Annotated in this window: 21 protein-coding genes and 2 pseudogenes; 16 read left to right on the forward strand and 7 right to left on the reverse strand. The window is 73.0% G+C overall.

What is annotated here, in order from left to right:
* The first annotated feature begins 4 nt into the window (after nucleotides 1–4).
* Nucleotides 5–1195: a hypothetical protein gene (locus ABD207_RS06445; protein ID WP_344010735.1), complete on the forward strand. Its 1191-nt coding sequence runs from the start codon at nucleotides 5–7 to the stop codon at nucleotides 1193–1195.
* Here ABD207_RS06445 and ABD207_RS06450 read toward each other — a convergent pair.
* Nucleotides 1171–1401, reverse strand: a pseudogene (locus ABD207_RS06450) (PadR family transcriptional regulator); the annotation flags it as partial. The gene ABD207_RS06445 and the pseudogene ABD207_RS06450 sit on opposite strands and share 25 nt — an antisense overlap.
* Nucleotides 1402–1403: 2 nt before the next feature.
* On the opposite strand from ABD207_RS06450, the pseudogene ABD207_RS06455 reads away from it, so the two are divergent.
* Nucleotides 1404–1658, forward strand: a pseudogene (locus tag ABD207_RS06455) (MATE family efflux transporter); the annotation flags it as partial.
* On the opposite strand, the gene ABD207_RS06460 reads toward ABD207_RS06455, so the two are convergent.
* Nucleotides 1616–2860 (reverse strand): glycosyltransferase 87 family protein, encoded by a 1245-nt coding sequence (locus tag ABD207_RS06460; protein ID WP_344010737.1) that lies wholly within the window; start codon nucleotides 2858–2860, stop codon nucleotides 1616–1618. The pseudogene ABD207_RS06455 and the gene ABD207_RS06460 overlap by 43 nt on opposite strands.
* 110 nt (nucleotides 2861–2970) lie before the next feature.
* Between ABD207_RS06460 and ABD207_RS06465 the strand changes: the two genes are divergently transcribed.
* Nucleotides 2971–4113: a glycosyltransferase family 4 protein gene (locus ABD207_RS06465; protein WP_344010738.1), complete on the forward strand. Its 1143-nt coding sequence runs from the start codon at nucleotides 2971–2973 to the stop codon at nucleotides 4111–4113.
* 450 nt (nucleotides 4114–4563) lie between these two features.
* Here the strand turns inward: ABD207_RS06465 and ABD207_RS06470 are convergent, their stop codons facing one another.
* On the reverse strand, nucleotides 4564–6360 hold the full coding sequence (locus ABD207_RS06470; protein WP_344010739.1) for an AMP-dependent synthetase/ligase: 1797 nt from the start codon (nucleotides 6358–6360) through the stop codon (nucleotides 4564–4566).
* Nucleotides 6361–6643: 283 nt separating this feature from the next.
* On the opposite strand from ABD207_RS06470, the gene ABD207_RS06475 reads away from it, so the two are divergent.
* The 6 genes from ABD207_RS06475 to ABD207_RS06500 all read left to right on the forward strand — a co-directional run bounded on the left by ABD207_RS06475 (nucleotide 6644) and on the right by ABD207_RS06500 (nucleotide 12075).
* A complete protein-coding gene (locus ABD207_RS06475) occupies nucleotides 6644–7441 on the forward strand; it encodes a metallophosphoesterase family protein (RefSeq protein WP_344010740.1) in 798 nt (265 codons plus the stop codon).
* A 126-nt stretch (nucleotides 7442–7567) separates the two neighbouring features.
* Nucleotides 7568–8008 carry an SRPBCC family protein gene (locus tag ABD207_RS06480; protein ID WP_344010741.1) on the forward strand — a complete coding sequence of 147 codons (441 nt, stop codon included), beginning with the start codon at nucleotides 7568–7570 and terminating at the stop codon, nucleotides 8006–8008.
* A 292-nt stretch (nucleotides 8009–8300) separates the two neighbouring features.
* On the forward strand, nucleotides 8301–9449 hold the full coding sequence (locus ABD207_RS06485; RefSeq protein ID WP_344010743.1) for an ArsA family ATPase: 1149 nt from the start codon (nucleotides 8301–8303) through the stop codon (nucleotides 9447–9449).
* A 57-nt stretch (nucleotides 9450–9506) separates the two neighbouring features.
* Complete coding sequence (locus ABD207_RS06490) at nucleotides 9507–10121, forward strand: DUF5304 domain-containing protein (RefSeq protein WP_344010744.1); 615 nt, start codon at nucleotides 9507–9509, stop codon at nucleotides 10119–10121.
* A gap of 119 nt (nucleotides 10122–10240) precedes the next feature.
* The gene (locus tag ABD207_RS06495) at nucleotides 10241–11194 is read left to right on the forward strand and encodes an ROK family glucokinase (protein WP_344010746.1); all 954 of its coding nucleotides are present in this window, start codon (nucleotides 10241–10243) and stop codon (nucleotides 11192–11194) included.
* A 134-nt stretch (nucleotides 11195–11328) separates the two neighbouring features.
* Nucleotides 11329–12075 (forward strand): endonuclease/exonuclease/phosphatase family protein, encoded by a 747-nt coding sequence (locus ABD207_RS06500; protein WP_344010748.1) that lies wholly within the window; start codon nucleotides 11329–11331, stop codon nucleotides 12073–12075.
* A 37-nt stretch (nucleotides 12076–12112) separates the two neighbouring features.
* Here the strand turns inward: ABD207_RS06500 and ABD207_RS06505 are convergent, their stop codons facing one another.
* Nucleotides 12113–12814, reverse strand: coding sequence for a hypothetical protein (locus ABD207_RS06505; RefSeq protein ID WP_344010751.1), 702 nt, complete (start codon nucleotides 12812–12814; stop codon nucleotides 12113–12115).
* Nucleotides 12807–13604 carry an alpha/beta hydrolase gene (locus tag ABD207_RS06510; RefSeq protein ID WP_344010753.1) on the reverse strand — a complete coding sequence of 266 codons (798 nt, stop codon included), beginning with the start codon at nucleotides 13602–13604 and terminating at the stop codon, nucleotides 12807–12809. Before ABD207_RS06510 ends, ABD207_RS06505 begins: the two co-directional genes overlap by 8 nt.
* Nucleotides 13605–13754: 150 nt before the next feature.
* Between ABD207_RS06510 and ABD207_RS06515 the strand changes: the two genes are divergently transcribed.
* The 5 genes from ABD207_RS06515 (at nucleotide 13755) to ABD207_RS06535 (ending at nucleotide 18686) form a co-directional block, all read left to right on the forward strand.
* Nucleotides 13755–14492 carry a lysophospholipid acyltransferase family protein gene (locus ABD207_RS06515; protein ID WP_344010802.1) on the forward strand — a complete coding sequence of 246 codons (738 nt, stop codon included), beginning with the start codon at nucleotides 13755–13757 and terminating at the stop codon, nucleotides 14490–14492.
* A 31-nt stretch (nucleotides 14493–14523) separates the two neighbouring features.
* Complete coding sequence (gene macS / locus ABD207_RS06520) at nucleotides 14524–15774, forward strand: MacS family sensor histidine kinase (protein ID WP_344010755.1); 1251 nt, start codon at nucleotides 14524–14526, stop codon at nucleotides 15772–15774.
* Nucleotides 15771–16457 (forward strand): response regulator, encoded by a 687-nt coding sequence (locus ABD207_RS06525; RefSeq protein WP_344010757.1) that lies wholly within the window; start codon nucleotides 15771–15773, stop codon nucleotides 16455–16457. The genes macS and ABD207_RS06525 overlap by 4 nt, the downstream gene beginning before the upstream one ends.
* A gap of 53 nt (nucleotides 16458–16510) precedes the next feature.
* Nucleotides 16511–17539, forward strand: coding sequence for a 6-phosphofructokinase (locus ABD207_RS06530; protein WP_344010758.1), 1029 nt, complete (start codon nucleotides 16511–16513; stop codon nucleotides 17537–17539).
* A gap of 151 nt (nucleotides 17540–17690) precedes the next feature.
* Nucleotides 17691–18686: a 2-hydroxyacid dehydrogenase gene (locus ABD207_RS06535; RefSeq protein ID WP_344010760.1), complete on the forward strand. Its 996-nt coding sequence runs from the start codon at nucleotides 17691–17693 to the stop codon at nucleotides 18684–18686.
* Here the strand turns inward: ABD207_RS06535 and ABD207_RS06540 are convergent.
* A complete protein-coding gene (locus ABD207_RS06540; RefSeq protein WP_344010762.1) occupies nucleotides 18638–20518 on the reverse strand; it encodes an anthranilate synthase family protein in 1881 nt (626 codons plus the stop codon). The two genes, ABD207_RS06535 and ABD207_RS06540, sit on opposite strands and share 49 nt — an antisense overlap.
* Before the next feature lie 118 nt (nucleotides 20519–20636).
* A complete protein-coding gene (locus tag ABD207_RS32095) occupies nucleotides 20637–20699 on the reverse strand; it encodes a trp operon leader peptide (protein ID WP_425580635.1) in 63 nt (20 codons plus the stop codon).
* Between the two features lie 111 nt (nucleotides 20700–20810).
* Between ABD207_RS32095 and ABD207_RS06545 the strand changes: the two genes are divergently transcribed.
* The gene (locus ABD207_RS06545; protein WP_344010763.1) at nucleotides 20811–22163 is read left to right on the forward strand and encodes a class II 3-deoxy-7-phosphoheptulonate synthase; all 1353 of its coding nucleotides are present in this window, start codon (nucleotides 20811–20813) and stop codon (nucleotides 22161–22163) included.
* A gap of 173 nt (nucleotides 22164–22336) precedes the next feature.
* Entirely contained in the window at nucleotides 22337–22570 is a 234-nt protein-coding gene (locus ABD207_RS06550; protein ID WP_344010765.1) for a (2Fe-2S)-binding protein, read from the forward strand.
* Nucleotides 22571–22591 lie beyond the last annotated feature (21 nt).

A 22591-nucleotide genomic window follows, 5' to 3' on the forward strand; every position in this document is an offset into this window, starting at 1 on the left:
AAAGGTGGCTGGTCGAAGGCGGGTGTCGGGGGCGTCGGTGGTGGCGCTGTGTCTGCTGCTCGTCGCCCTGGTGGCGTGCGGCGGACCGCCGGTCGCCGACTCCGCGCGCGCCGAGGTGCAGTCGCTGCTCGACCGGCGGGCCCGTGCCGTCCTCGACCGCGACCCCGTGGCCTACGCCCGTACCGGCGACCGCACCGGCTACGACAGGCTCAGCGCCGTCCCGCTGGCCGACTGGTCCTACCGGGTGACCGCCGTGCGGCGCTCCGGCGACACCGCCACCGCCCAGGCCGACCTGAGCTACCGCGTCCGGGGCCACGACCGCGCCCCGGTCACCACCGCCCGCACCCTGCGGCTGAGCCGCGGTGCCGACGACCGCTGGAGCGTCGACTCCGACCGCCCGGCCCGCAAGGCCGGCCAGCAGCTGTGGGACCAGGGCACGGTGCGCGTCGCCCGGGGCGAGCGCAGCCTGGTGCTGGGCGTGGGCCGGCCCGCGGACCAGCTGCGCGGCTACGCCGAGCTCGCCGACCGCGCGGTCCCCGCCGTCTCGGACGCCTGGCAACGCCCCTGGCCCCGCCGCGTGGTCGTCCTGGTCCCCGATTCCCTGCAGGGCATGGCGGGCCTGCTGAACTCGCCCGCCTCCTCCTACCGGGGCATCGCCGCCGTCACCACCGGCGAGACCGGCACCGGCAGACGGGCGCCCGCGGACCGGATCATCGTCAACCCGGACGCCTTCGGCCTGCTCGGCGACTCGGGCCGCCGGGTGGTCCTCACCCACGAGACCACCCATGTCGCCACCCGCACCCACACCACGGCCGCCACCCCGCTGTGGCTCTCCGAGGGCTTCGCCGACTGGGTCGGCTACCGAAGCGGTGCACGCGCCCCCGCCGAGGCCGCCCCCGAGCTCGCCTACGCCGTCGGGCGCGGCGACCTGCCCACCGCCCTCCCCGACGACGAGGACTTCGGCTTCTCCGGCGACGCCGACCGCCTCGCCCGCGCCTACGAGAGCGGCTGGCTCGCCTGCCGCCTGATCGCCGACCGCTGGGGCGAGGACCGCCTGGGCGAGTTCTACCGCGCCGTGGGCGCCCACGGGCAGCGCGAGGGCGCGGTCGATTCCGCCATGAAGACCGTCCTCGGCACCACCCGCGAGGCCTTCACCGCCCAGTGGCGCGACTACCTGCGCTCCGAACTCGGCTGATCCAGCTCGGCGAGCGCCTCCCGCAGCCAGGCGCGTTCCGCCTCGCCCGTGGCCCGGGCCACCCGCAGCACCCCCTGCCGGAAGATGTCGTCCGCCTCCTCCGCCCGCACCGGATCGCCGTCCCGGTAGAAGAAGCTCGACGGGGTCTCGAGGAACTCCAGCCGGCGCCTGAGCACCGCGGCCTGCTCGCGGCGGTCCGGCAGATGAGCTGCTGACGGCCTGCTTCATCGCGCTCGGCGGAGTCCTCGAGGGCAGCGGCGCCCCCGTGCTGCTGCGCATCACCGTGTTCGGCACGGCCGTCCAGCTGGTCCTCGCCCACGCCCTCACCGGACTCGGGCTGCCCGGGGTGGCGCTGGCGCCGGCGCTCGCCATGGCCGTGCAGTGCGCCGGGCTGATGGTCCCGCTGCGGCGCACCCGGCCTCAGGAGGAGGGGACGCCCGCCTCGGGGGTGCGGGCCCGGTGAGCGGGGGCCGGGGAGGACGGCACGGGCCGGGGGACGGTGCCGGTCCACAGGCGGCGGGCCGCCAGCAGCGTGGCGGCCACCAGCAGGCCGTTGCGCAGGGCGAGCAGGGCGATGCCGAGGGCGTCGCCGGCCACCACCTCGGCGAAGAAGACGGGGAACTCCAGCACCGTGACCGGGCAGGCGGCCAGGACCAGGACGGCCGGGAGCGTCATGCGGCTGCTGCGGAAGCACAGGCACACCGCGGCCAGACCGACCAGCCACACCATGTACTGCGGGCTGATCACCCGGCTGGTGGTGGTGAACAGCAGGACGGCCGTGAAGGCCGCGTCGGCGACGGTGTGCGCCTCGAAGCGGGCGGCCAGCGCCCGCCACAGCAGCAGCCAGGCCAGGGCCAGGCCGGTGAGGACGAGCGCGCCCGTGCTCACCCAGGACACATGCGGTCCGAGGAACTCCACCGAGCCGTAGTTGAGCAGCACCTCGCCCTCCCAGCCGTGGTGCCGGGCGACATGGAAGACCAGCGCGCCCAGCGACTCGACCTCGGTACCCCGGTCCCGCTGGAAGGTCAGGAAGGCGAAGGAGCCCGGCATCAGCATCGCGAACAGGACGGCGACGGCGGCGGCCGTCGCCAGCGCCGACGTCCAGGTGCGGCGCCGGCGCGCCCCGAGCAGCAGCATCGCCGGCCACACCTTCAGCATCGCCCCGAACCCGGCGAGCGCCCCCATCAGCCGCGGGTGCCGGGCGCCGGCGACCACCGCGGCGACCGCCACCGCGGTCACCATCACGTCGTAGCGGGCGTACACCGTCGGCCCGAGCAGCGGCACCCCCGCCACCCACATCCACGCCCCGCGGCCGGACCGTCCGGCCCGCCGGCCCGCGTGCACCAGCAGGGCCAGCGTGACCGCGTCGGCGACGCAGGCCAGCACGAAGAACGCGGTGGCGTACTCGAGGAACGGCAGCAGGCCGGGGGAGAGGATCGCCAGGGCGGCGGCGGGCGGGTACTGCCAGGTGACGTCGTCCAGCGGGAACGTTCGGTCGCCCAGGACGCCGTACCAGCGCTGGTAGATCACGGAGACGTCGCTGGTGACGTCCGGGCCGGGGAAGGTGATCACCTTCAGGACGAACAGCAGCAGCGCGGCGCGGGTGAGACCCCAGACGGTCAGGAGCCCGGCGAGGGCTGCCCCCCGTGCGGCCGTCGTCTTCACGTGATCTCGTCCCGTCGCTCCGGGGGCTGCTGACCGGCCCATGATGTCCCGAGAAGCTGTGCGGGATCCAGCAAGCCCGGCTCCGACCGGGTCGGCTAGGGTCGGCGGCGATGCACAAGACCCTGATCGTGACCAACGACTTCCCGCCCCGCCCCGGCGGCATCCAGGCCTTCCTGCACAACATGGCGCTGCGCCTGGACCCGGACCGGCTGGTCGTCTACGCCTCCACCTGGAAGCGCTCCCGGGAGGGCATCGCGGCCACCGCCGCCTTCGACGCCGAGCAGCCCTTCACCGTCGTACGCGACCGCACGACGATGCTGCTGCCGACCCCCGGCGCCACCCGGCGGGCCGTCGGCCTGCTGCGCGAGCACGGCTGCACCTCGGTGTGGTTCGGCGCGGCGGCCCCGCTCGGGCTGATGGCACCGGCGCTGCGCCGCGCGGGCGCCGAGCGGATCGTGGCCACCACCCACGGCCACGAGGCCGGCTGGGCCCAGCTGCCCGCCGCCCGGCAGCTGCTGCGCCGCATCGGCGAGTCCACGGACACGATCACCTACCTCGGCGAGTACACCCGCTCGCGCATCGCCACGGCACTGACGCCCGAGGCCGCCTCCCGGATGGTGCAGCTGCCGCCCGGCGTCGACGAGAAGACCTTCCACCCGGCGTCCGGCGGCGACGAGATCCGGGCGCGGCTCGGGCTGACCGACCGGCCCGTCGTCGTCTGCGTCTCCCGGCTGGTGCGCCGCAAGGGCCAGGACACCCTGATCCGGGCGATGCCCGCGATCCTGGCGGCCGAGCCCGACACCGTGCTGCTGATCGTCGGCGGCGGCCCCTACGAGAAGGACCTGCGCCGGCTCGCCCGTGAGACCGGTGTCGCCGCCTCCGTCCGCTTCACCGGCCCGGTGCCCTGGGAGGAGCTGCCCGCCCACTACGGCGCCGGGGACGTCTTCGCCATGCCCTGCCGCACCCGGCGCGGCGGCCTGGACGTCGAGGGCCTCGGCATCGTCTACCTGGAGGCCTCCGCCACCGGCCTGCCCGTCGTCGCCGGCGACTCCGGCGGCGCCCCGGACGCGGTCCTCGACGGCGAGACCGGCTGGGTCGTCCGCGGCGGCGACGAGACCCAGACCGCCGACCGCATCATCACCCTCCTCGCCGACCCGGACCTCCGCCGCCGCATGGGCGACCGAGGCCGCTCCTGGGTGGAGGAACGCTGGCGCTGGGACCTCCTCGCCGAGCGCCTCAAAACCCTGCTGTAGAGCAACTCCCCCCAGGGCCGCGGGGACCACCTGCAACCCCGGGCGCGCCCAACACCCTTAGGGGCGCGGGGAACTGCGCGCCCAGCCCCACCCCACCCGCACTCCCCGACGGCGGCCAAGGGGCACCCGGGACCGGGCCCTGCCCACCGACCACCTGAAACCCGGCGCCGGGCCAACTCCCCCCAGGGGCGCGGGGAACCGCGCGCCCAGCCCCACCCCACCCGCACTCCCCGACGGCGGCCAAGGGGCGCCCGGGACCGGGCCCTGCCCACCGACCACCTGAAACCCGGCGGCGGGCCAACTCCCCCCAGGGGCGCGGGGAACTGCGCGCCCAGCCCCACCCCACCCGCATCCGCCCACCACGACAAACCACAACGGCGCTGAACGCGGCAAAACGGCGCCCCCGGGAAAACTCCCGAGGGCGCCGCAAACCTGCACAATCCCGAAGGACTACTTCGCGTAGATCGCCTCGATCTCGTGCGCGTAATCCTTCGCAACAACGTTCCGCTTCAGCTTCAGCGACGGAGTCAGATGCCCCGACTCCTCCGTGAACTGCGCCGGCAGAATCCGGAACTTCCGCACCGACTCCGCCTTCGACACCGCCGCATTGCCGTCGTCGATCGCCTTCTGGATCGCCGCGATCAGATCCGGATCGTCCCGCAGCGACGCCGCCGTGGAGCCGGCCGGCTTGCCGTTCTCCTCGCACCAGCGGGCCAGGAACTCCTCGTCGATGGTGACCAGCGCGCCCACGAACGGCCGCCCGTCGCCCACCACCATGCACTCCGCGACCAGCGCGTGCGCCCGGATCCGGTCCTCGATCACCGCCGGCGCGACGTTCTTGCCGCCCGCCGTCACCAGGATCTCCTTCTTGCGCCCGGTGATCCGCAGGTAGCCGTCCTCGTCCAGGGTGCCGATGTCCCCGGTGTGGAACCAGCCGTCGGCCAGCGCCTCGGCCGTGGCGGCCGGGTTGTTCCAGTACTCCTTGAACAGGTGCTCGCCGTGCAGCAGCACCTCGCCGTCGTCGGCTATCCGCACCACGGACCCCGGCAGCGGCTGACCGACCGTGCCGATCTTCTGCCGGTCCCACGGGTTGAAGGCGGTCGCCGCGCAGGACTCGGTCAGGCCGTAGCCCTCCAGCACAGTGAAGCCGATGCCGCGGAAGAAGTGGCCGAGCCGCTCGCCCAGCGGGGCGCCGCCGGAGATGGCGTACTCGCCGCGTCCGCCCAGCACCGCCCGCAGCTTGCCGTAGACGAGCTTGTCGAACACCTTGTGCTTGATCTTCAGGCCCAGCGCCGGGCCGGACGGGGTGTCCAGCGCCTGGCTGTAGGCGATCGCCGTGTCGGCGGCCTTGTCGAAGATCTTGCCCTTGCCCTCGGCCTGCGCCTTGGCCCGCGCCGAGTTGTAGACCTTCTCGAAGACCCGCGGCACACCCAGCACCAGCGTCGGCCGGAAGGCGGCCAGCTCGTCCGTGAGCTGTTTGATGTCCGGCACACAGCCCAGCTTGATCGGCGCCATCATCGGCGCGATCTGCACCAGGCGGCCGAAGACGTGCGCCAGCGGCAGGAACAGCAGCACCGAGCACTCGCCGGTGCGGAACAGCGGACGCAGCCGCTCCACGATGTTGCCGCACTCGGCGAAGAAGCTGCGGTGGGTGAGCACACAGCCCTTGGGGCGGCCGGTGGTGCCGGAGGTGTAGACGATGGTCGCCGGGTCGTCGGCCTTGGCGACCGAGCTGCGCTCGTCGACCGTCTCCTCGGTGACGCCCTGCCCCAGACGCCCCAGCTCCTCCAGCGCGCCCGCCTCGATCTGCCACACGTGCTTCAGCTCGGGCAGCCGGTCGCGCACCGACTCCACGGCGGCGGCATGGGCGTCGAGCTCCACCAGGCAGGCGGTGGCACCCGAGTCGCCGAGGATCCACGCCACCTGCTCCGGTGAGCTGGTCTCGTACACCGGCACGGTGATCGCGCCGGCGCTCCAGATCGCGAAGTCCAGCAGCGTCCACTCGTAGCGGGTGCGGGACATCAGGCCGACGCGGTCGCCGGGCTGGATGCCCGCCGCGATCAGACCCTTGGCGGCCGCCCGCACCTCCGCGAAGAAGGCGGTGGCGGTCACGTCCTGCCAGGCCCCGGCGACCTTACGGGCGATGACGGCGACATCCGGGTGCTGCGCGGCGTTTCTGCGGACGATGTCGGCCAGATTGCCGTCCGCTGGGACCTCGTACAAAGCCGGAAGGCTGAACTCGCGCAAGACTGCTGCTCCTCTTAGGGCGCCGACGCCACGACGGTGTGCGATGCGACGGTGCGGTCCAAGGCTCGGGAGTGCTCGCGACATTCAGAAGTTGAAATCCCGAGCACGACTGGACTGCCCGGACGTTACCCGCCGGTATGGCTTCTACGACAGGGGGCCCGGCGAGATGTTCGCTGCGTCACACAGGTTGGGGTTCCCAAGCGCACAGTAGTCCACCCCGCTCCCGACGAGCCAGTAAGCGCAGGTCCCGGCCCCAGGGTCTGCACAAGTACGCTGCATCTTCATGGCATCCACACCTGGCGGAAACCGGAGGACGCGTGTCCATGTGGTCAGCGACGTGCACGGCAACGTGCGCGACCTGGCCCGGGCCGGGGAGGGCGCCGACGCCCTGATCTGCCTGGGTGACCTGGTGCTCTTCCTCGACTACGCCGACCACTCGCGCGGCATCTTCCCCGACCTGTTCGGCGTGGAGAACGCCGACCGCATCGTGGAGCTGCGCACCGCGCGCCGCTTCGAGGAGGCGCGCGAGTTCGGCAGACGGCTGTGGGCCGGTATCGGCATGGACCGGGCGGCGGCCATCGAGAAGGCGGTGCGCAAGCAGTACGCCGAGCTGTTCGCCGCGTTCCCCACCCCGACGTACGCCACCTACGGCAATGTCGACATACCGCCCCTGTGGCCGGAGTACGCCACCGACGGCACCACCGTCCTGGACGGCGAGCGGGTCGAGATCGGCGGCTGGACCTTCGGCTTCGTCGGCGGCGGCCTGCGCACGCCGATGCGCACTCCGTACGAGATCAGCGACGAGGAGTACGCGGCGAAGATCGAGGCGGTCGGCGAGGTCGACGTGCTGTGCACCCACATCCCGCCGGAGGTCCCGGAGCTGGTCTACGACACCGTGGCGCGCCGCTTCGAGCGCGGCAGCCGGGCCCTGCTGGACGCGATCCGGCGCACCCGGCCGCGGTACGCGCTGTTCGGGCATGTGCACCAGCCGCTGGTCCGGCGCATGCGGATCGGAGCCACCGAGTGCGTGAATGTCGGCCATTTCGCGGGCACCGGGCGGCCCTGGGTGCTCGAGTGGTGACGCGATGTCCCAGGTCGGGTGAGTTCGGCCGGACCGGCGCGCGGTAGCCTTCACGCTGCACCGAACGTGCGCGTGCAGCTTGCGCACGGCGATCCGACACGGCCCGCATCCGGAGGAGCCACGGCGATGGCGGAACACACCAGCTCGAGCATCACGATCGAGGCGGCACCGGCCGAGGTCATGGGGGTGATCGCCGACTTCGCCCGGTACCCGGAGTGGACCGGTGAGGTGAAGGAGGCGGAGGTCCTCAAGAAGGACGACCAGGGCCGCGCCGAGCAGGTGCGCCTCGTCATGGACGCGGGGGCGATCAAGGACGATCAGACGCTGGCGTACACGTGGAGCGGGGAGCACGAGGTTTCCTGGACGCTGGTGAAGTCGCAGATGCTGCGGGCTCTCGACGGGTCGTACGTCCTGAAGCCGACGGGGAGCGGTTCCACCGAGGTCACGTATCAGCTGACGGTCGATGTGAAGATTCCGATGCTGGGGATGATCAAGCGGAAGGCGGAGAAGGTCATCATCGACCGGGCGCTGGCGGGGTTGAAGAAGCGGGTGGAGTCGGGGGTCTGAGCCTCGGCGCGTCTGCCGGTTTGATGAGGGTCGTCCGTCGGCCGGTCGTGGTCGGCTGCGGCCGGGTGGGGGCTGGTCGCGCAGTTCCCCGCGCCCCTTGGGTGAGGGCAGTCGCCTTGGGCGTCAGGTGCCCGGTGTGCGGGTGATGTGCGCGGTTCCCCGCGCCCCTGGGGGAAGTGCAGTCGCCCTGGTTGGCAGGTGCCCGGTGTTCCGGTGAGGTGCGCGGTTCCCCGCGCCCCTGAGTGGGTGGCCCGGCGTTCCAAGGGACTGGGGTCCGTTACCGTTCACGTTCATGCGCACCCTCCTGATCACCGGGCCGGGGGGCAGTGGACGTACGACCGTTGCCGCCGCCACCGCCGTTGCCGCGGCCCGTGCGGGCGCCCGGACGCTGCTGCTGGCCACCGACCGGACCGACACGCTGACCCCGGTGCTCGGTACCGGGGCCGTCCCGGGGCTGACCACCCGCTTCCTGGATGCCGCCGCCGGCTTCCGGGACGACCTCGCCGCCCTGCAGGAGCGTGCCGCCTCCGTCCTCGACCTGCTCGGCGCCTCCCGCCTGGACCCCGAGGAGATCACCCCGCTGCCCGGCGCCGGGGAACTGGCGCTGCTGCGGGCGCTGCGGGATGCCGCGCCGGCCGAGGAGCACGATGTGCTCGTCGTCGACCTGCCTCCCTTCGCCCGCGCCCTGGAACTGCTCGCTCTCCCCGAGGAGCTGCGGCGCTGTCTGCGCCGGCTGCTGCCGCCCGAGCGGCAGGCCGCCCGTGCGCTGCGCCCGGTGCTCGGGCGGCTGGCCGGAGTCCCGCTGCCCGCCGAGTGGCTGTACGAGACGGCGGCCCGGTGGGATGTCGAGCTCGGCGCCGCCGAGGCGGTGCTCGCCGATCCCGGCACCTCCGTCCGTCTGGTCGCCGAGCCCGGTCCGGCCGGTGCCGACGCGGTCCGCACCGCCACGCTCGGCCTGGCCCTGCGCGGTCTGCGCACCGATCTGCTGATCGCCAGCCGGGTCCTGCCGGAGCATGGGGCGGACGCCTGGCTGGCCACTCCGGTCGCCCAGCAGCGCAAGGTGCTGGAGGAGTGGCGGGAGACCCACCGGGTCCATGCCGTCCCGCATCTCGGCCGGGATCCGCGCGGCCTGGACGACCTCGCCGAGCTGGGCCTGCCCGGCGCCGATGCCGCGCCCGGCCGGGTCCGGTGGCCGGTCACCGACCGGCTCGCCGAGGACGGGGTGCTGGTCTGGCACATCCCGCTGCCCGGCGCCCGCCGCGAGGACCTGGACCTGATCCGGCGCGGCGACGAACTCGCGGTCACCGCGGGCCCCTTCCGCAGGACCGTTCCGCTGCCGTCGGCGCTGCGCCGCTGCACCGTGGACGGGGCCTCCCTGCGCGAGGGCGAGCTGCGCATCCGGTTCCGGCCGGATCCGGCGCTGTGGCCGCGCGGCCGGTGATGGCCGTGCGGCCGTTCGGGTAACGTCGGAGGGGCTCACCGTAGTCAGGAGTCCGTCATGAGCGAACAGCTCCCCCCGCCCGACGACGCACGCGACGGCGCTCGCGACCACGCAGGGGACGAGGCCCCGGACGACGCACGGGCGGACAAGGCCCCCGCCGAGGACGTCCCTGTCGAGGACGTCCCCGTCGAAGATGTTCCCGTGGTGGACGCACCCGCCGCCGGCCGGCCCCGGGAGGCCGACCCGGACGCCTGGGCGACCGCCGTCGCCGAGGACCTCGAGGCGGAGAAGGCCCGCCGCCGCGCTCAGCACGGACCGCCCCCGGGCTCCGCCGCCGAGGAGCTGAAGAAGCTCGTCGACACCGTGGCCGAGAAGCTCTCCGGCCTGCAGTCGCCGCTGCTCGGCGCCGTCGCCGGGCCCGCCGCGCAGCAGGTCGTGCGCCAGGTCGTGGAGCAGGCCAAAGCCGCGGTGGAACCGGTCATCGAACGCAATCCGGACGTCTTCGACCACCTCGCCGCGGCCGGCGGCGAGCTGCTCGCCGCCTACCGCTCCGCCGTGCAGGGCCAGGAGCGCCGCTGGACCTCCGGTGGCCGGCGCGACGCCCGCGACGTCACCGAGCGGCGCGACCGCGGGGACGAGTCCGGGCCCGGCGAGCGCATCGATCTGGACTGAGGGGGCCCGAAGGGGAGCCGGTCCCTCGGAACCCGTTCACCGTACGGGCGCCGCGAAATCCGGGGCAGCGCCTCGGGTACCGTGGGCGGTAGCGGGGCTCGACCGAAACTGAGGGATTCATGGGACTCACCATCGGCGTCGACATCGGCGGCACGAAGATCGCGGCCGGCGTGGTCGACGAGGAAGGCAACATCCTCTCGACCCACAAGGTGCCGACCCCGGGCACGCCCGAGGGAATCGTGGACGCCATCTCCTCCGCGGTGGAGGGAGCGCGCGCGGGACACGACATCGTCGGCGTGGGAATCGGTGCGGCCGGCTACGTCAACCGTCAGCGTTCCGAGGTGTACTTCGCGCCCAACATCCACTGGCGCAACGAGCCGCTGAAGCAGAAGGTCGAGGCCCGGGTGGGCCTCCCGGTCGTCGTGGAGAACGACGCCAACGCAGCGGCCTGGGGCGAGTACAAGTTCGGCGCGGGCAAGGGACACCGCAACGTCATCTGCATCACGCTCGGCACCGGCCTCGGCGGCGGCATCATCATCGGCAACAAGCTGCGCCGCGGCCACTTCGGCGTGGCGGCCGAGTTCGGCCACGTCCGCATGGTGCCGGACGGCCTGCTGTGCGGCTGCGGCTCGCAGGGCTGCTGGGAGCAGTACGCCTCCGGCCGCGCCCTGGTCCGCTACGCCAAGCAGCGCGCCAACGCCACCCCGGAGAACGCGGAGCTGCTGCTCTCCCTGGGCGACGGCACCCCGGACGGCATCGAGGGCAAGCACATCTCCATGGCCGCCCGCCAGGGCGACCGGGTCGCCATCGACTCCTACCGCGAGCTGGCCCGCTGGGTCGGCGCGGGCCTCGCCGACCTGGCCTCGCTCTTCGACCCCTCGGCGTTCATCGTCGGCGGCGGCCTCTCCGACGAGGGCGAGCTGGTCCTCGGCCCGATCCGCAAGTCCTACAAGCGCTGGCTGGTGGGCGGCAACTGGCGCCCGGTGGCCGAGGTCCTCGCCGCCCAGCTGGGCAACAAGGCGGGCCTGGTGGGCGCGGCGGACCTGGCCCGCGAGCCCGACCCGGTCATGTAACGCCGTCCAGGAGACCACGGGACCACAAGGCGACTGCCGTACCTTCAGGGGCGCGGGGACTGCGCGGCCGGGCGCGACGCACCGGCACCGGCGCACGACCTCGCGCCCCGGTCCGCGGGCGTACATTGATCCGCATGGAGCCGCTGCCCAACTCCCGCACCGAGCCGGACGGTTCTCCCCTTCTCCGCGTGCTGAGCTACAACGTCCGCTCGCTGCGCGACGACACGGCCGCCCTGGCCCGGGTCATCAAGGCATGCGCCCCCGACCTGGTCCTGGTCCAGGAGGCCCCCCGCTTCTTCCGCTGGCGCAAGAAGCTCGCCCAGCTCGCCCACGCCGCCGACCTGGTGATCCTCACCGGAGGCGCCACCGCTGCCGGCCCGGCGATCCTCTGCTCGCTCAGGGCGACGGCCGAGCGCACCGAGGACGTCCTGCTCCCGCTCACCCCCGGCCTGCACCGGCGCGGCTTCGCCACCGCCGTCGTCCGTTTCGCCGGGGCCCGCCTCGGCGTGCTCAGCTGCCATCTGTCCCTGGACACGAACGAGCGGTACGAGCAGGGCGGCATGCTCCTGGACCGGCTGGCGGCCCTGGGCACCGAGCACGCGATCGCCGGCGGCGACCTCAACGAACGCCCGGACGGCCGCACCTTCCGCCGGCTGGCCGCCGAGCTCCAGGACTGCTGGGCCACCGCCCCCTGGGGCACGGAGCACACCTGGACGCCGGGCAACCCCTACCAGCGCATCGACGCGATCTTCGCGACCAAGGGCATCGAGGTCCTGGGCTGCGGCGTCCCCACGGGGCACCCCGGGGTGACCGAGGCGGACCTCAGGGCGGCCAGCGACCACCTGCCGGTGCTGGCCGCGCTCAGGGTCCCGGCGGGGTGAGCGGCGGGCCCGCCCGCGGCGGGCCGATCAGCAGTGGCTAGACGACCGCGCCGCGCCCCGGGTCGTCGTCCTCCTCGTCGTCCGTGCGCATCCGCATCACCAGGGTGGCGACGCCGCCCAGGAAGCCGCCGATGGTCGCCGTGGTCAGCCACCACGACATCTCCCAGCCCAGCACCACCGCCAGCAGGAGCAGCACCGGACTGCCCAGCACTCCCAGCCAGGCGAACCTGGCGGTGGTGTCGGCCTCCGGCAGCGGGGGCGGCTCCGGCGGCACGAAGTGGCCCTCGTCGCTCTCGTCGAGGTCGTCGTCGGACGGCTCGGGCACGCTGTAGTCGCGCGGGCCGACACCGGGGGCGAAGGCGACCGAGCTGCCGAGCGGCCTGGCCGGTCCGCCCTCCGTCTTCTTCGGCGCCTCTTGCTTGGGCGCCTCTGGGTCCGCCGCGCTCTCGCCGTTGGTGTCGGACTCCAGCAGCGCCAGGTCCTCCACCGACTTGAAGGGCTTGGCGCCGGGCGGGTCCGGCGGCTCCTCGCCGTACCCGGCGACGATCGCCGCCCACGCGGCCTCCTCGTCGAAGGGGACGTTCTGCTCCCCGGGCTCACGGTCCTCGCGGTCCTCGCGGTCCTCGCGGTCCTCGCGGTCCTCGCGGTCCTCGCGGTCCTCGCGGTCCTCGCGGTCCTCGCGGTCCTCGCGGTCCTCGCGGTCCTCGCGCTCCTCGCGCTCCGAGTCGTGCTCAGCCACCTGCGGTCGTCCCTTCCTTGCCGAGACCGGGCTCCTTGACGGCTCCAGGCGCGAGCCGGCCGATGAACGCAGTGCTCTCCTCGAAGATCCGCGCCGCGTCGTAGTCCGACGTCGCCACGTGGTAGCTCTGTTCCAGCAGGACCTCGGTGACGTCCGTCGAGGAGATCCGGGCGAGGATCCGGGCCGGGTCGGCCGGCGGCACCACATGGTCCTGCGGGCTGCGCAGCAAGAGCAGCGGCTGCGTGACCTGGGGCAGCTCCCGGTCCACCAGCCGCAGGAACGTGCGCAGGGAGTGCGCCGCGTGCAGCGGCACCCGGTCGTACCCGGGCTCCCGCTCCACCGGCTTGGCGATGTCGCTGCCGATGCCCCTGGTGGCGGGCACCAGATGCCGCAGCACGGGCAGGGCGTGCGCCCCGAGACCGTGCACCCGGTTGGCCGGGTTGACGACCATCACCCCGCTCACCGCGTCGCCGTGCCGGGCCGCCAGCCGCAGGGCCAGCGCGCCGCCCATCGACAGACCGGCCACGAACACCCGCTCGCACCGCTCCCGCAGCAGCCGCAGCTCGCGGTCCACCTCCGCGTACCAGTCCTGCCAGCCGGTGACCCGCAGGTCCTCCCAGCGCGTGCCGTGCCCGGGCAGCAGCGGCAGCGAGACCGTCAGGCCCTGCCCGGCCAGATGCGCCGCCCACGGGCGCAGCGACGCGGGCGATCCCGTGAAGCCGTGGCAGAGGAGAACGGCGGTCTCGCCGCCCTGGTGGTGATACGGCTCGGCTCCGGTCAGGAGCGGCACGTCGGCCTCCTGTTCCTGGGACGGCGGTTGCAGGACCTTCACCGTACGCGACCGCACTGACACCGACCAGGGCCGTCGGAGCCTTCCGCTGAGCTTGGGGTTAAGGTCTGAGCGACACACACAGGAGGCACTCGGTTGTTGTACGGCGCGATGAAGGTGACCATCGGGGGGCCGCTCAGGCTCGCCTTCAGGCCCTGGGTGGAAGGCCTGGAGAACGTCCCCGCCGAGGGTCCCGCGATCCTGGCCAGCAACCACCTGTCGTTCTCCGACTCGTTCTTCCTGCCGGCTGTGCTGGACCGCAAGGTCACCTTCATCGCCAAGGCCGAGTACTTCACCACACCGGGAGTCAAGGGCCGGCTCACCGCCGCCTTCTTCAAGGGCGTGGGCCAGCTGCCCGTGGACCGCTCCGGGGCGCGCGGCGCCGGTGAGGCCGCCGTGAAGAGCGGCATCGAGGTGCTTCAGCGCGGCGAGCTGTTCGGCATCTACCCCGAGGGGACTCGCTCGCCCGACGGCCGCCTCTACCGCGGCAAGCCCGGCGGCCTGGCCCGGGTGGCGCTCGCCACGGGCGCGCCCGTGATCCCGGTGGCCATGATCGACACGGAGAAGATCCAGCCGCCCGGGAAGATCGTCCCGAAGCTGATGCGCCCGGGCATCCGGATCGGCAAGCCGCTGGACTTCAGCCGCTACCAGGGCATGGAGCACGACCGTTTCGTGCTGCGCGCGGTGACCGACGGGGTCATGTACGAGATCATGAAGCTGTCCGGCCAGGAGTACGTCGACATGTACGCCACCGCCATGAAGCGGCAGCTCGCCGAGGCGGCCAAGGCCGAGAAGGCGGCCAAGGCCAAGCTCGCGCAGGCGGCGAAGGAACAGCGGCAGTCGGAGTAGGCTTCGGGCCCTCCGATCGGGGGTGGGGGAGTTGGCCAAGCGCGAGCGGGTCATGAGGATGTCGGTCGAGCTGCCGCTGTGGCGTGCCCTGACCGCGTACCGCGTGCTCACCATGGTGTACGCCATCGGTCTGTTCGTCACCGCGCACGAGAAGTTCGCCCGCCCCTGGGTCGCCATCGCCTACTACGGGGTGCTCGCGGTGTGGACGCTGGCCACGCTGCCCCGGGTGCAGAACGCGGCGAGCTGCACCAAGGGCTTCCTCGCCGCCGACCTCACCATCGCGCTGTCCGGCATCCTGCTCACCCTGGTCGCCGACTCGCCGGAGCGGATCGAGTCCGGCGGGCCGACCCTGCCGTCGATATGGACCGCCGGTTCGGTGCTGGCCTTCGCCATCAAGGGCGGCTGGCGCTGGGCGGCGCTCGCCTCCAGCCTCGTCGCCGTGGTCAACCTGATCGAACGCGGCAGCCCGGCCCGCGACACCGTGCACAACGTGATCCTGGTGTGGGTCGCCTCCATCGCCATCGGCTACGTCGTCGAGGTGGCCCGCGCCTCCGAGCGCACCCTCGCCCGCGCCCTGGAGATCGAGGCCGCGACCCGCGAGCGGGAGCGGCTCGCCCGGGACATCCACGACGGCGTGCTCCAGGTGCTCGCCATGGTGCAGCGGCGCGGCGCGGTGATCGGCGGCGAGGCGGCCGAACTGGGCCGGCTGGCCGGCGAGCAGGAGGTGGCGCTGCGCACCCTGGTCTCCGGCGGCCTGGTGCCGGTGTCCCGGGCCTCGGAGGACGCCGCCGAGGGAGCGGTGGTGCGCACCGTGGAGGAGCCCGACGAGGACACCGGGGACGAACCGGCCGATCTGCGGGCCCTGCTCGCCCCGTACGCCGGCGCCCGGGTCAGCCTCGCCGAGCCGGGCGCGCCGGTGCGGCTGGCACCGGCCGCGGCGCGGGAGGTGGCCGCAGCCGTCGGCGCGGCCCTGGACAACGTGCGCAAGCACGCCGGGGAGCAGGCGCGGGCCTGGATCCTGGTCGAGGACGAGCCGGACGAGGTGATCGTCACCGTCCGCGACGACGGGCCCGGCATCCCCGAGGGCCGGCTCGCCCAGGCCGAGGGCGAGGGCCGGCTCGGGGTGGCCCTGTCCATCCGGGGCCGGCTGCGCGACCTGGGCGGCAGCGCGGACGTGGTGTCGGTGCCCGGCCAGGGCACGGAGGTCGAGCTGAGGATTCCCAGGGCCGGGAACGGCCCGGACGAGACGAAGGACGCACGGGGGAAGGCGGAACGGAGATGACGGACACGAACGAAGGCGGCGGGCCGGTCAAGGTCATGGTGGTCGACGACCACCCGATGTGGCGCGACGCGGTCGCCCGCGACCTGTCCGAGTCGGGCTTCGAGGTGGTCGCCACGGCCGGCGACGGCGACCAGGCGGTCCGCCGTGCCAAGGCCACCGCCCCCGACGTGCTGGTCCTCGACCTGAACCTGCCCGGAAAGCCCGGCGTCCAGGTCTGCAAGGAGGTCGTGGCCGGCAACCCGGCGATACGGGTGCTGGTGCTGTCGGCGAGCGGGGAGCACGCCGACGTGCTGGAGGCGGTGAAGTCGGGCGCGACCGGCTATCTGCTGAAGTCGGCGTCCACCGAGGAGCTGCAGGACGCGGTCCGCCGCACCGCCGCCGGCGACCCGGTGTTCACCCCGGGCCTGGCCGGGCTGGTCCTCGGCGAGTACCGGCGCCTCGCCTCCGAACCGGCGCCCGCCCCCGACGAGGAGAGGTCCAGGGCGCCCCGGCTGACCGAGCGGGAGACCGAGGTGCTGCGCCTGGTCGCCAAGGGGCTGAGCTACAAGCAGATCGCCGAACGGCTCGTCATCTCCCACCGCACCGTGCAGAACCACGTGCAGAACACCCTCGGCAAGCTCCAGCTGCACAACCGCGTGGAGCTCGTCCGCTACGCCATCGAACGCGGCCTCGACGACGCGTGAGACGCGGGTCACACTGACCCTTCGTCAGGCACCTGCGGCGAAGGGACTGTGCCATGCGCGTCGGAGTACTGACCGGGGGCGGCGACTGCCCCGGCCTCAACGCGGTCATCCGGGCCGTCGTCCGCAAGGGCGTCCAGGAGTACGGCTGCACCTTCACCGGCTTCCGGGACGGCTGGCGGGGCCCGCTGCAGGACCGCACCGTCCCCCTCGGCATCCCGGCCGTCCGCGGCATCCTGCCCCGCGGCGGCACCGTCCTCGGCTCCTCCCGCACCAACCCGCTGAACGAGGAGGACGGCATCCGCCGCATCCAGGACACCCTGCGGCGGCGGGAGATCGACGCCCTCATCACCATCGGCGGCGAGGACACCCTCGGCGTGGCCGCGCTGCTCGCCGACGAGCACGGCATCCCCTGCGTGGGCGTCCCCAAGACCATCGACAACGACCTGTCCGCCACCGACTACACCTTCGGCTTCGACACCGCCGTCAACATCGCCACCGAGGCCATCGACCGGCTGCACACCACCGCCGAGTCCCACATGCGGGTCCTGGTCGTGGAGGTGATGGGCCGTCACGCCGGCTGGATCGCCCTGCACTCCGGACTCGCCGGCGGCGCCAACGTCATCCTGATCCCCGAGCAGCCCTTCGACATCGACCAGGTGTGCGCCTGGGTGACCTCCCGCTTCAAGGCCTCCTACGCGCCGATCGTGGTGGTCGCCGAGGGGGCCGTGCCCAAGGACGGCGACCTGGTGCTCAAGGACCAGTCGCTGGACTCCTTCGGGCATGTGCGGCTGTCGGGCATCGGGGAGTGGCTGGCGAAACAGATAGAGAAGCGGACCGGCCACGAGGCCCGCACCACCGTCCTCGGGCACATCCAGCGCGGCGGCACGCCCAGCGCCTTCGACCGCTGGCTCGCCACCCGCTTCGGCCTGCACGCCATCGACTGTGTGCGCGACCGCGACTTCGGCACGATGGTCGCCCTGCGCGGCACGAACATCGTGCGCGTGCCGCTCGCCGCCGCCACCGCCCGCCTGAAGACCGTCGACCCGGCGCTGTACCAGGAGGCCGGCGTCTTCTTCGGCTGACACCCGCGTGTTCTTCTTCGGCTGATGCCCGCATGTTCACGGGCCGTACGGCGGCGGACCAGGGACCATGGGACGCAGACCGGACACGCAGCCGGCGGCAGACTGGTGACGGAGCAGGCAGCAGACCCGGTACGACCCCCGGAGGGCACCCGTGGAGATCCTGGCGTTCGGCGTGCAGGCCGACGAGACACCCCTGCTGGCGAAGGCCTTCCGGGGCCACCACGAGGTGCGCTGCCTCGACGTCTTCCTCAACGCCGACACCGCCCCCATCGCGGCCGGCCACGAGGCGATCTCCACCAGCGTCAACTGCGACCTCGGCCCCGAGGTGCTGGACTGCCTCGCGGCCGGCGGCACCCGGATGATCGCCCAGCGCTCCACCGGCTTCAACAACATCGACCTCGACGTCGCCGAACGGCTCGGCCTGACGGTCGCCCGGGTGAAGTACTACTCGCCCTATTCCGTGGCCGAGTTCGCCTGGGCGCTCGCCATGGCCGTCAACCGCCGGATCGTGCGCGCCTCCCGGCGCACCCGCGACTTCGACTTCCGCCTCGACGGCCTGATGGGCCGCGACATGCACGGCCGCACCGCCGGCATCCTCGGCACCGGACGGATCGGCGAGGCCTTCGCCCGCATCGCCCACGGCTTCGGCATGCGGCTGCTCGGCTGGGACGTCGCCGAGAACCCCGCCTGCCTGGACCTCGGCATGACCTATGTGCCCAAGGAACGGCTGCTGGCCGAGTCCGACCTGGTCAGCCTGCACGTGCCGCTGGTGCCGGAGACCAGCAGGCTCATCGACGGGCCCGCCCTGAAGGCCATGCGGGACGACGCCGTCCTGATCAACTCCAGCCGCGGCGGCCTCATCGACACCGCCGCGCTCGTCGACGAGCTGCGCGCCGGCCGCTTCACCGGCATCGGCCTCGACGTGTACGAGGCGGAGGCGGGCCTGTTCTTCCTCGACAAGTCCCTCACCCCCGTCGAGGACGACGTCCTGGCCCGCCTCGTCACCTTCCCGAACGTGCTGGTCACCTCGCACCAGGCGTACTACACCGTGGACGCCGTCACCGAGATCATCGAGACCACGGTGCGCAACGTCCTCGACTACACCGCAGGCCGCCGCTCGGAGAACGTGCTGGTGCCGCGCAGCTGACCGATCAGCTCACGGACGATCGCCGCCCCGTTCAGCGTCAGCACCGACTCCGGGTGGAACTGCACGCCCGCGAAGCCCGGGCCGCGCAGGGCGTGCACCTCGCCCGAGGGGTCGCGGCTCACCTCCACCCGGTGCGCGGCCAGTTCCGCGGCCGCCTCGTCGTCGCAGTGCGCCACGAAGCTGTTGTAGAAGCCGACCGTCTCCGGCCGCCCGAACAGGTCGATCCTGGTCTGCGCGCCCTGGTGGGGCACCTGCTTGCGGACGATCTCCAGCCCCAGCTCGGCCGCGATCAGCTCGTGCCCGAGGCAGACCCCGAGCACCCCGTGCCGGTGCGATGCCAGCGCCTCGGCGGTCAGGGCGCGCAGCAGGCGCATCTTCGGATCGCCGAGGTCGGAGGGGTCGCCGGGGCCGGGCCCGAGCACCAGCGGCCCCTCGTGCCCGAGCACCGTCTCGCGCAGCCCCGGCTCGTCGTAGCGCCGGACGGTCACCTCCAGGCCGCCGGAGCGCAGCACATGCGCGAGCATCGCGGTGAAGGTGTCCTCCCCGTCCACCACCAGGGCGTGCCCGGTCAGCTCGGCGGACCGCTGCTGCATCCGCAGCCAGAACGGCGCGAGCGAGGCCCGCCGCCCGTCCAGCGCGGCCCGCACCCGGGGGTCGTCGGCCAGCCGGGGACGTGCCCGCTCCGCCCGCGGACGGGCGGGCCGCACGCCCAGCGCGGCGAGCACCCCGGCCGCCTTGGCATGGGTCTCCGCCACCTCGCCCGCCGGGTCCGAGCCGCGCACCAGCGTGGCCCCGACCGGCACCCGCAGCCGGCCGGCCGCGTCGATGTCGGCGGTGCGGATGAGGATGGGCGAGTCCAGGGTCTGGGCGCCGCCCGCGTCCCGGCCGAGCAGCGCCAGCGCGCCCGCGTAGTAGCCGCGCCCGCCGGGCTCGTACCGCTCGATCACCCGGCAGGCGTTCTGCACCGGCGAGCCGGTGACGGTGGCCGCGAACATGGTCTCCTTCAGCACCTCGCGCACATCCAGCGTGGACCGGCCGCGCAGCTCGTACTCGGTGTGCGCCAGGTGGGCCATCTCCTTCAGCCGGGGCCCGACCACCACACCGCCCATGTCGCCGACGGTGCACATCATCTTCAGCTCCTCGTCGACCACCATCGACAGCTCCTCGATCTCCTTGCCGTCGGCGAGGAAGCCGAGCAGGTGCTCGGGGGTGGGCCCCTCGGCGGGGTAGCGGTAGGTCCCGCTGATCGGGTTCATCACGACGGTCCCGCCGGACACCCGCACATGCACCTCGGGGCTGGCGCCCACCAGCGTGCGCTCCCCGGTGTGCACCACGAAGGTCCAGTAGGCGCCCCGCTCGCTCACCAGCAGCCGCCGGAACAGGGCGAGGGCGTCGGCCCGGCCGAACCCGGGGATCTCGCCCCGGTACGTGCGCCGGATCACGAAGTTCGCGCCCTCGCCGCGCCCGATCTCGTCCCGCAGCACCCGGCCGACGATCTCGCCGTACTCCTCGTCGCCGACGTCGAAGCCGCCGCCCGCCACCCGCACCGCGTGGTCCGGGAGCTGCTCCAGCGCCTCGGACAGGGGCAGCGTGCCGGACTCCTCGGGGGTCAGCACACAAAGCGGTGTCCCGTCGTCGCGGACGTCGAAGCCGCGCTCGCGGATCTGCCGGAAGGGGACCAGGGCGAGGCCCTCGCCGGGCAGGTCGGCGAGGCGCTCGTGCCGCGTGACGGGTCCGACGAGGACCTCGACCGTGTCGTGGTCGTGCCCCGGGGTGCGGCGGCGCAGCAGGGCGAACGGGCGGGGATCGTCGAGCAGACCGAGCAGGTTCACGGGTCCGGGCTCCTTGTCGGGGTGTCGTGGGAGACGACCGGAACGAGGGAGCGGGCCCGCCGCGAAACGCCGAAGGCCGCCCCTCGGGCGGCCTTCGCGAAGTTCTGGGAACGCGCAGTCAGCGGGCCGCCGGACGAGCGGTCCACCACCAGTTCTGGTTCTGGGTCGAATGCGCGAGCATGCCCCGACCCTAGCGCATCGGCGGCGCCGGCGGCGGGCGGCGCGGGACAGCCTCGTCTCACTTGGTGAGCTGCGGGATGGACGGGGCGGCCGACCCCGTAATGTGGACGTCGTGACCGTGAACGCTAAGACCAGCACGAGCGCTGGCAACACCTGGCGAAACCTGCCCGCGGCGCAGCAGCCCGAGTACCCCGACCCCGAGGCTCTGCGCGCAGTGATCGCGGACCTCGAGTCGTATCCGCCGCTCGTCTTCGCGGGCGAGTGCGACCAGCTGCGCGCCCGGATGGCGGCCGTCGCCAAGGGAGAGGCGTTCCTCCTCCAGGGCGGCGACTGCGCCGAGGCGTTCGACGCGGTGTCCGCCGACCAGATCCGCAACAAGCTGAAGACGCTGCTCCAGATGGGCGCCGTGCTCACGTACGCCGCCTCGGTGCCCGTGGTGAAGGTGGGCCGGATCGCCGGCCAGTACTCCAAGCCGCGCTCCAAGCCGACCGAGACCCGCGACGGCGTGACCCTGCCGTCCTACCGGGGCGACTCGGTCAACGGCTTCGAGTTCACCGAGGAGGCCCGCGTCCCGGACCCCGAGCGGCTCAAGCGGATGTACCACGCCTCGGCCTCCACGCTGAACCTGGTGCGCGCCTTCACCACCGGCGGCTACGCCGACCTGCGCCAGGTGCACGCCTGGAACCAGGACTTCGTGAAGTCGTCCCCGTCCGGGCAGCGCTACGAGCAGCTCGCCCGCGAGATCGACAACGCGCTGAACTTCATGCACGCCTGCGGGGCCGACCCGGAGGAGTTCAAGACCGTCGAGTTCTACTCCTCGCACGAGGCGCTGCTGCTCGACTACGAGTCGGCGCTCACCCGCGTCGACTCGCGCACCGGGCTGCTGTACGACGTCTCGGCGCACATGCTGTGGATCGGTGAGCGCACCCGGCAGCTGGACCACGCGCACATCGAGTTCGCCTCGCAGATCCGCAACCCGATCGGCGTCAAGCTGGGCCCGACGACGACGGCCGAGGAGGCGCTGCAGTACATCGAGCGCCTGGACCCGGAGCGCGAGCCGGGCCGGCTGACCTTCATCGTCCGGATGGGCGCGGACAAGATCCGCGACAAGCTGCCCGAGCTGGTCGAGAAGGTCACCGCCTCCGGTGCCACCGTCGCCTGGGTGACCGACCCGATGCACGGCAACACCTTCGAGGCGGCCTCCGGGCACAAGACCCGCCGCTTCGACGACGTGCTCGACGAGGTGAAGGGCTTCTTCGAGGTCCACAAGGCGCTCGGCACGCACCCCGGCGGCATCCATGTGGAGCTGACCGGCGACGACGTCACCGAGTGCGTGGGCGGCGGCGACGAGATCTTCGTCGACGACCTGCACCAGCGGTACGAGACGGCCTGCGACCCGCGGCTCAACCGCAGCCAGTCGCTGGACCTGGCCTTCCTGGTCGCGGAGATGTACCGGGACCAGTGACCGGCCGGCGGCCGCCCACGTGGTGACAGAAGCAAAGAGTGGGGCGCGGATCACATGCGATCCGCGCCCCACGGCACTTTTCCGGTCACCCCCCGACGGGTAAGGTTAGGTTTGCCTCACCGATCCAAGGGTCGGGATGGCATGACCCTTGGACTCGACCGGGAGGTGACCGCGTGTACGTCTGCAGTTGCTTCGGCATCACCGAGCAGCAGGTCAAGAAGCACGCGGACGACGGTGCCTGCACCCCCCGCCAGATAGCGTCCGCCTGCAAGGCCGGCACCGACTGCGGGTCCTGCGTACGCCGCATCCAGGCGCTTCTCGGCCGCGGCACCTGCCCGCGGCGCGAGCTGGCCGACCAGGGCAAGCCGGTACTCGCCGAGGTCACCACATTGAACCGGGCCGCCTAGCCTTCCCGGTCGCGGCCGGCT

Source organism: Streptomyces thermospinosisporus, from assembly GCF_039526425.1.
GTDB lineage: Bacteria > Actinomycetota > Actinomycetes > Streptomycetales > Streptomycetaceae > Streptomyces > Streptomyces thermocarboxydovorans.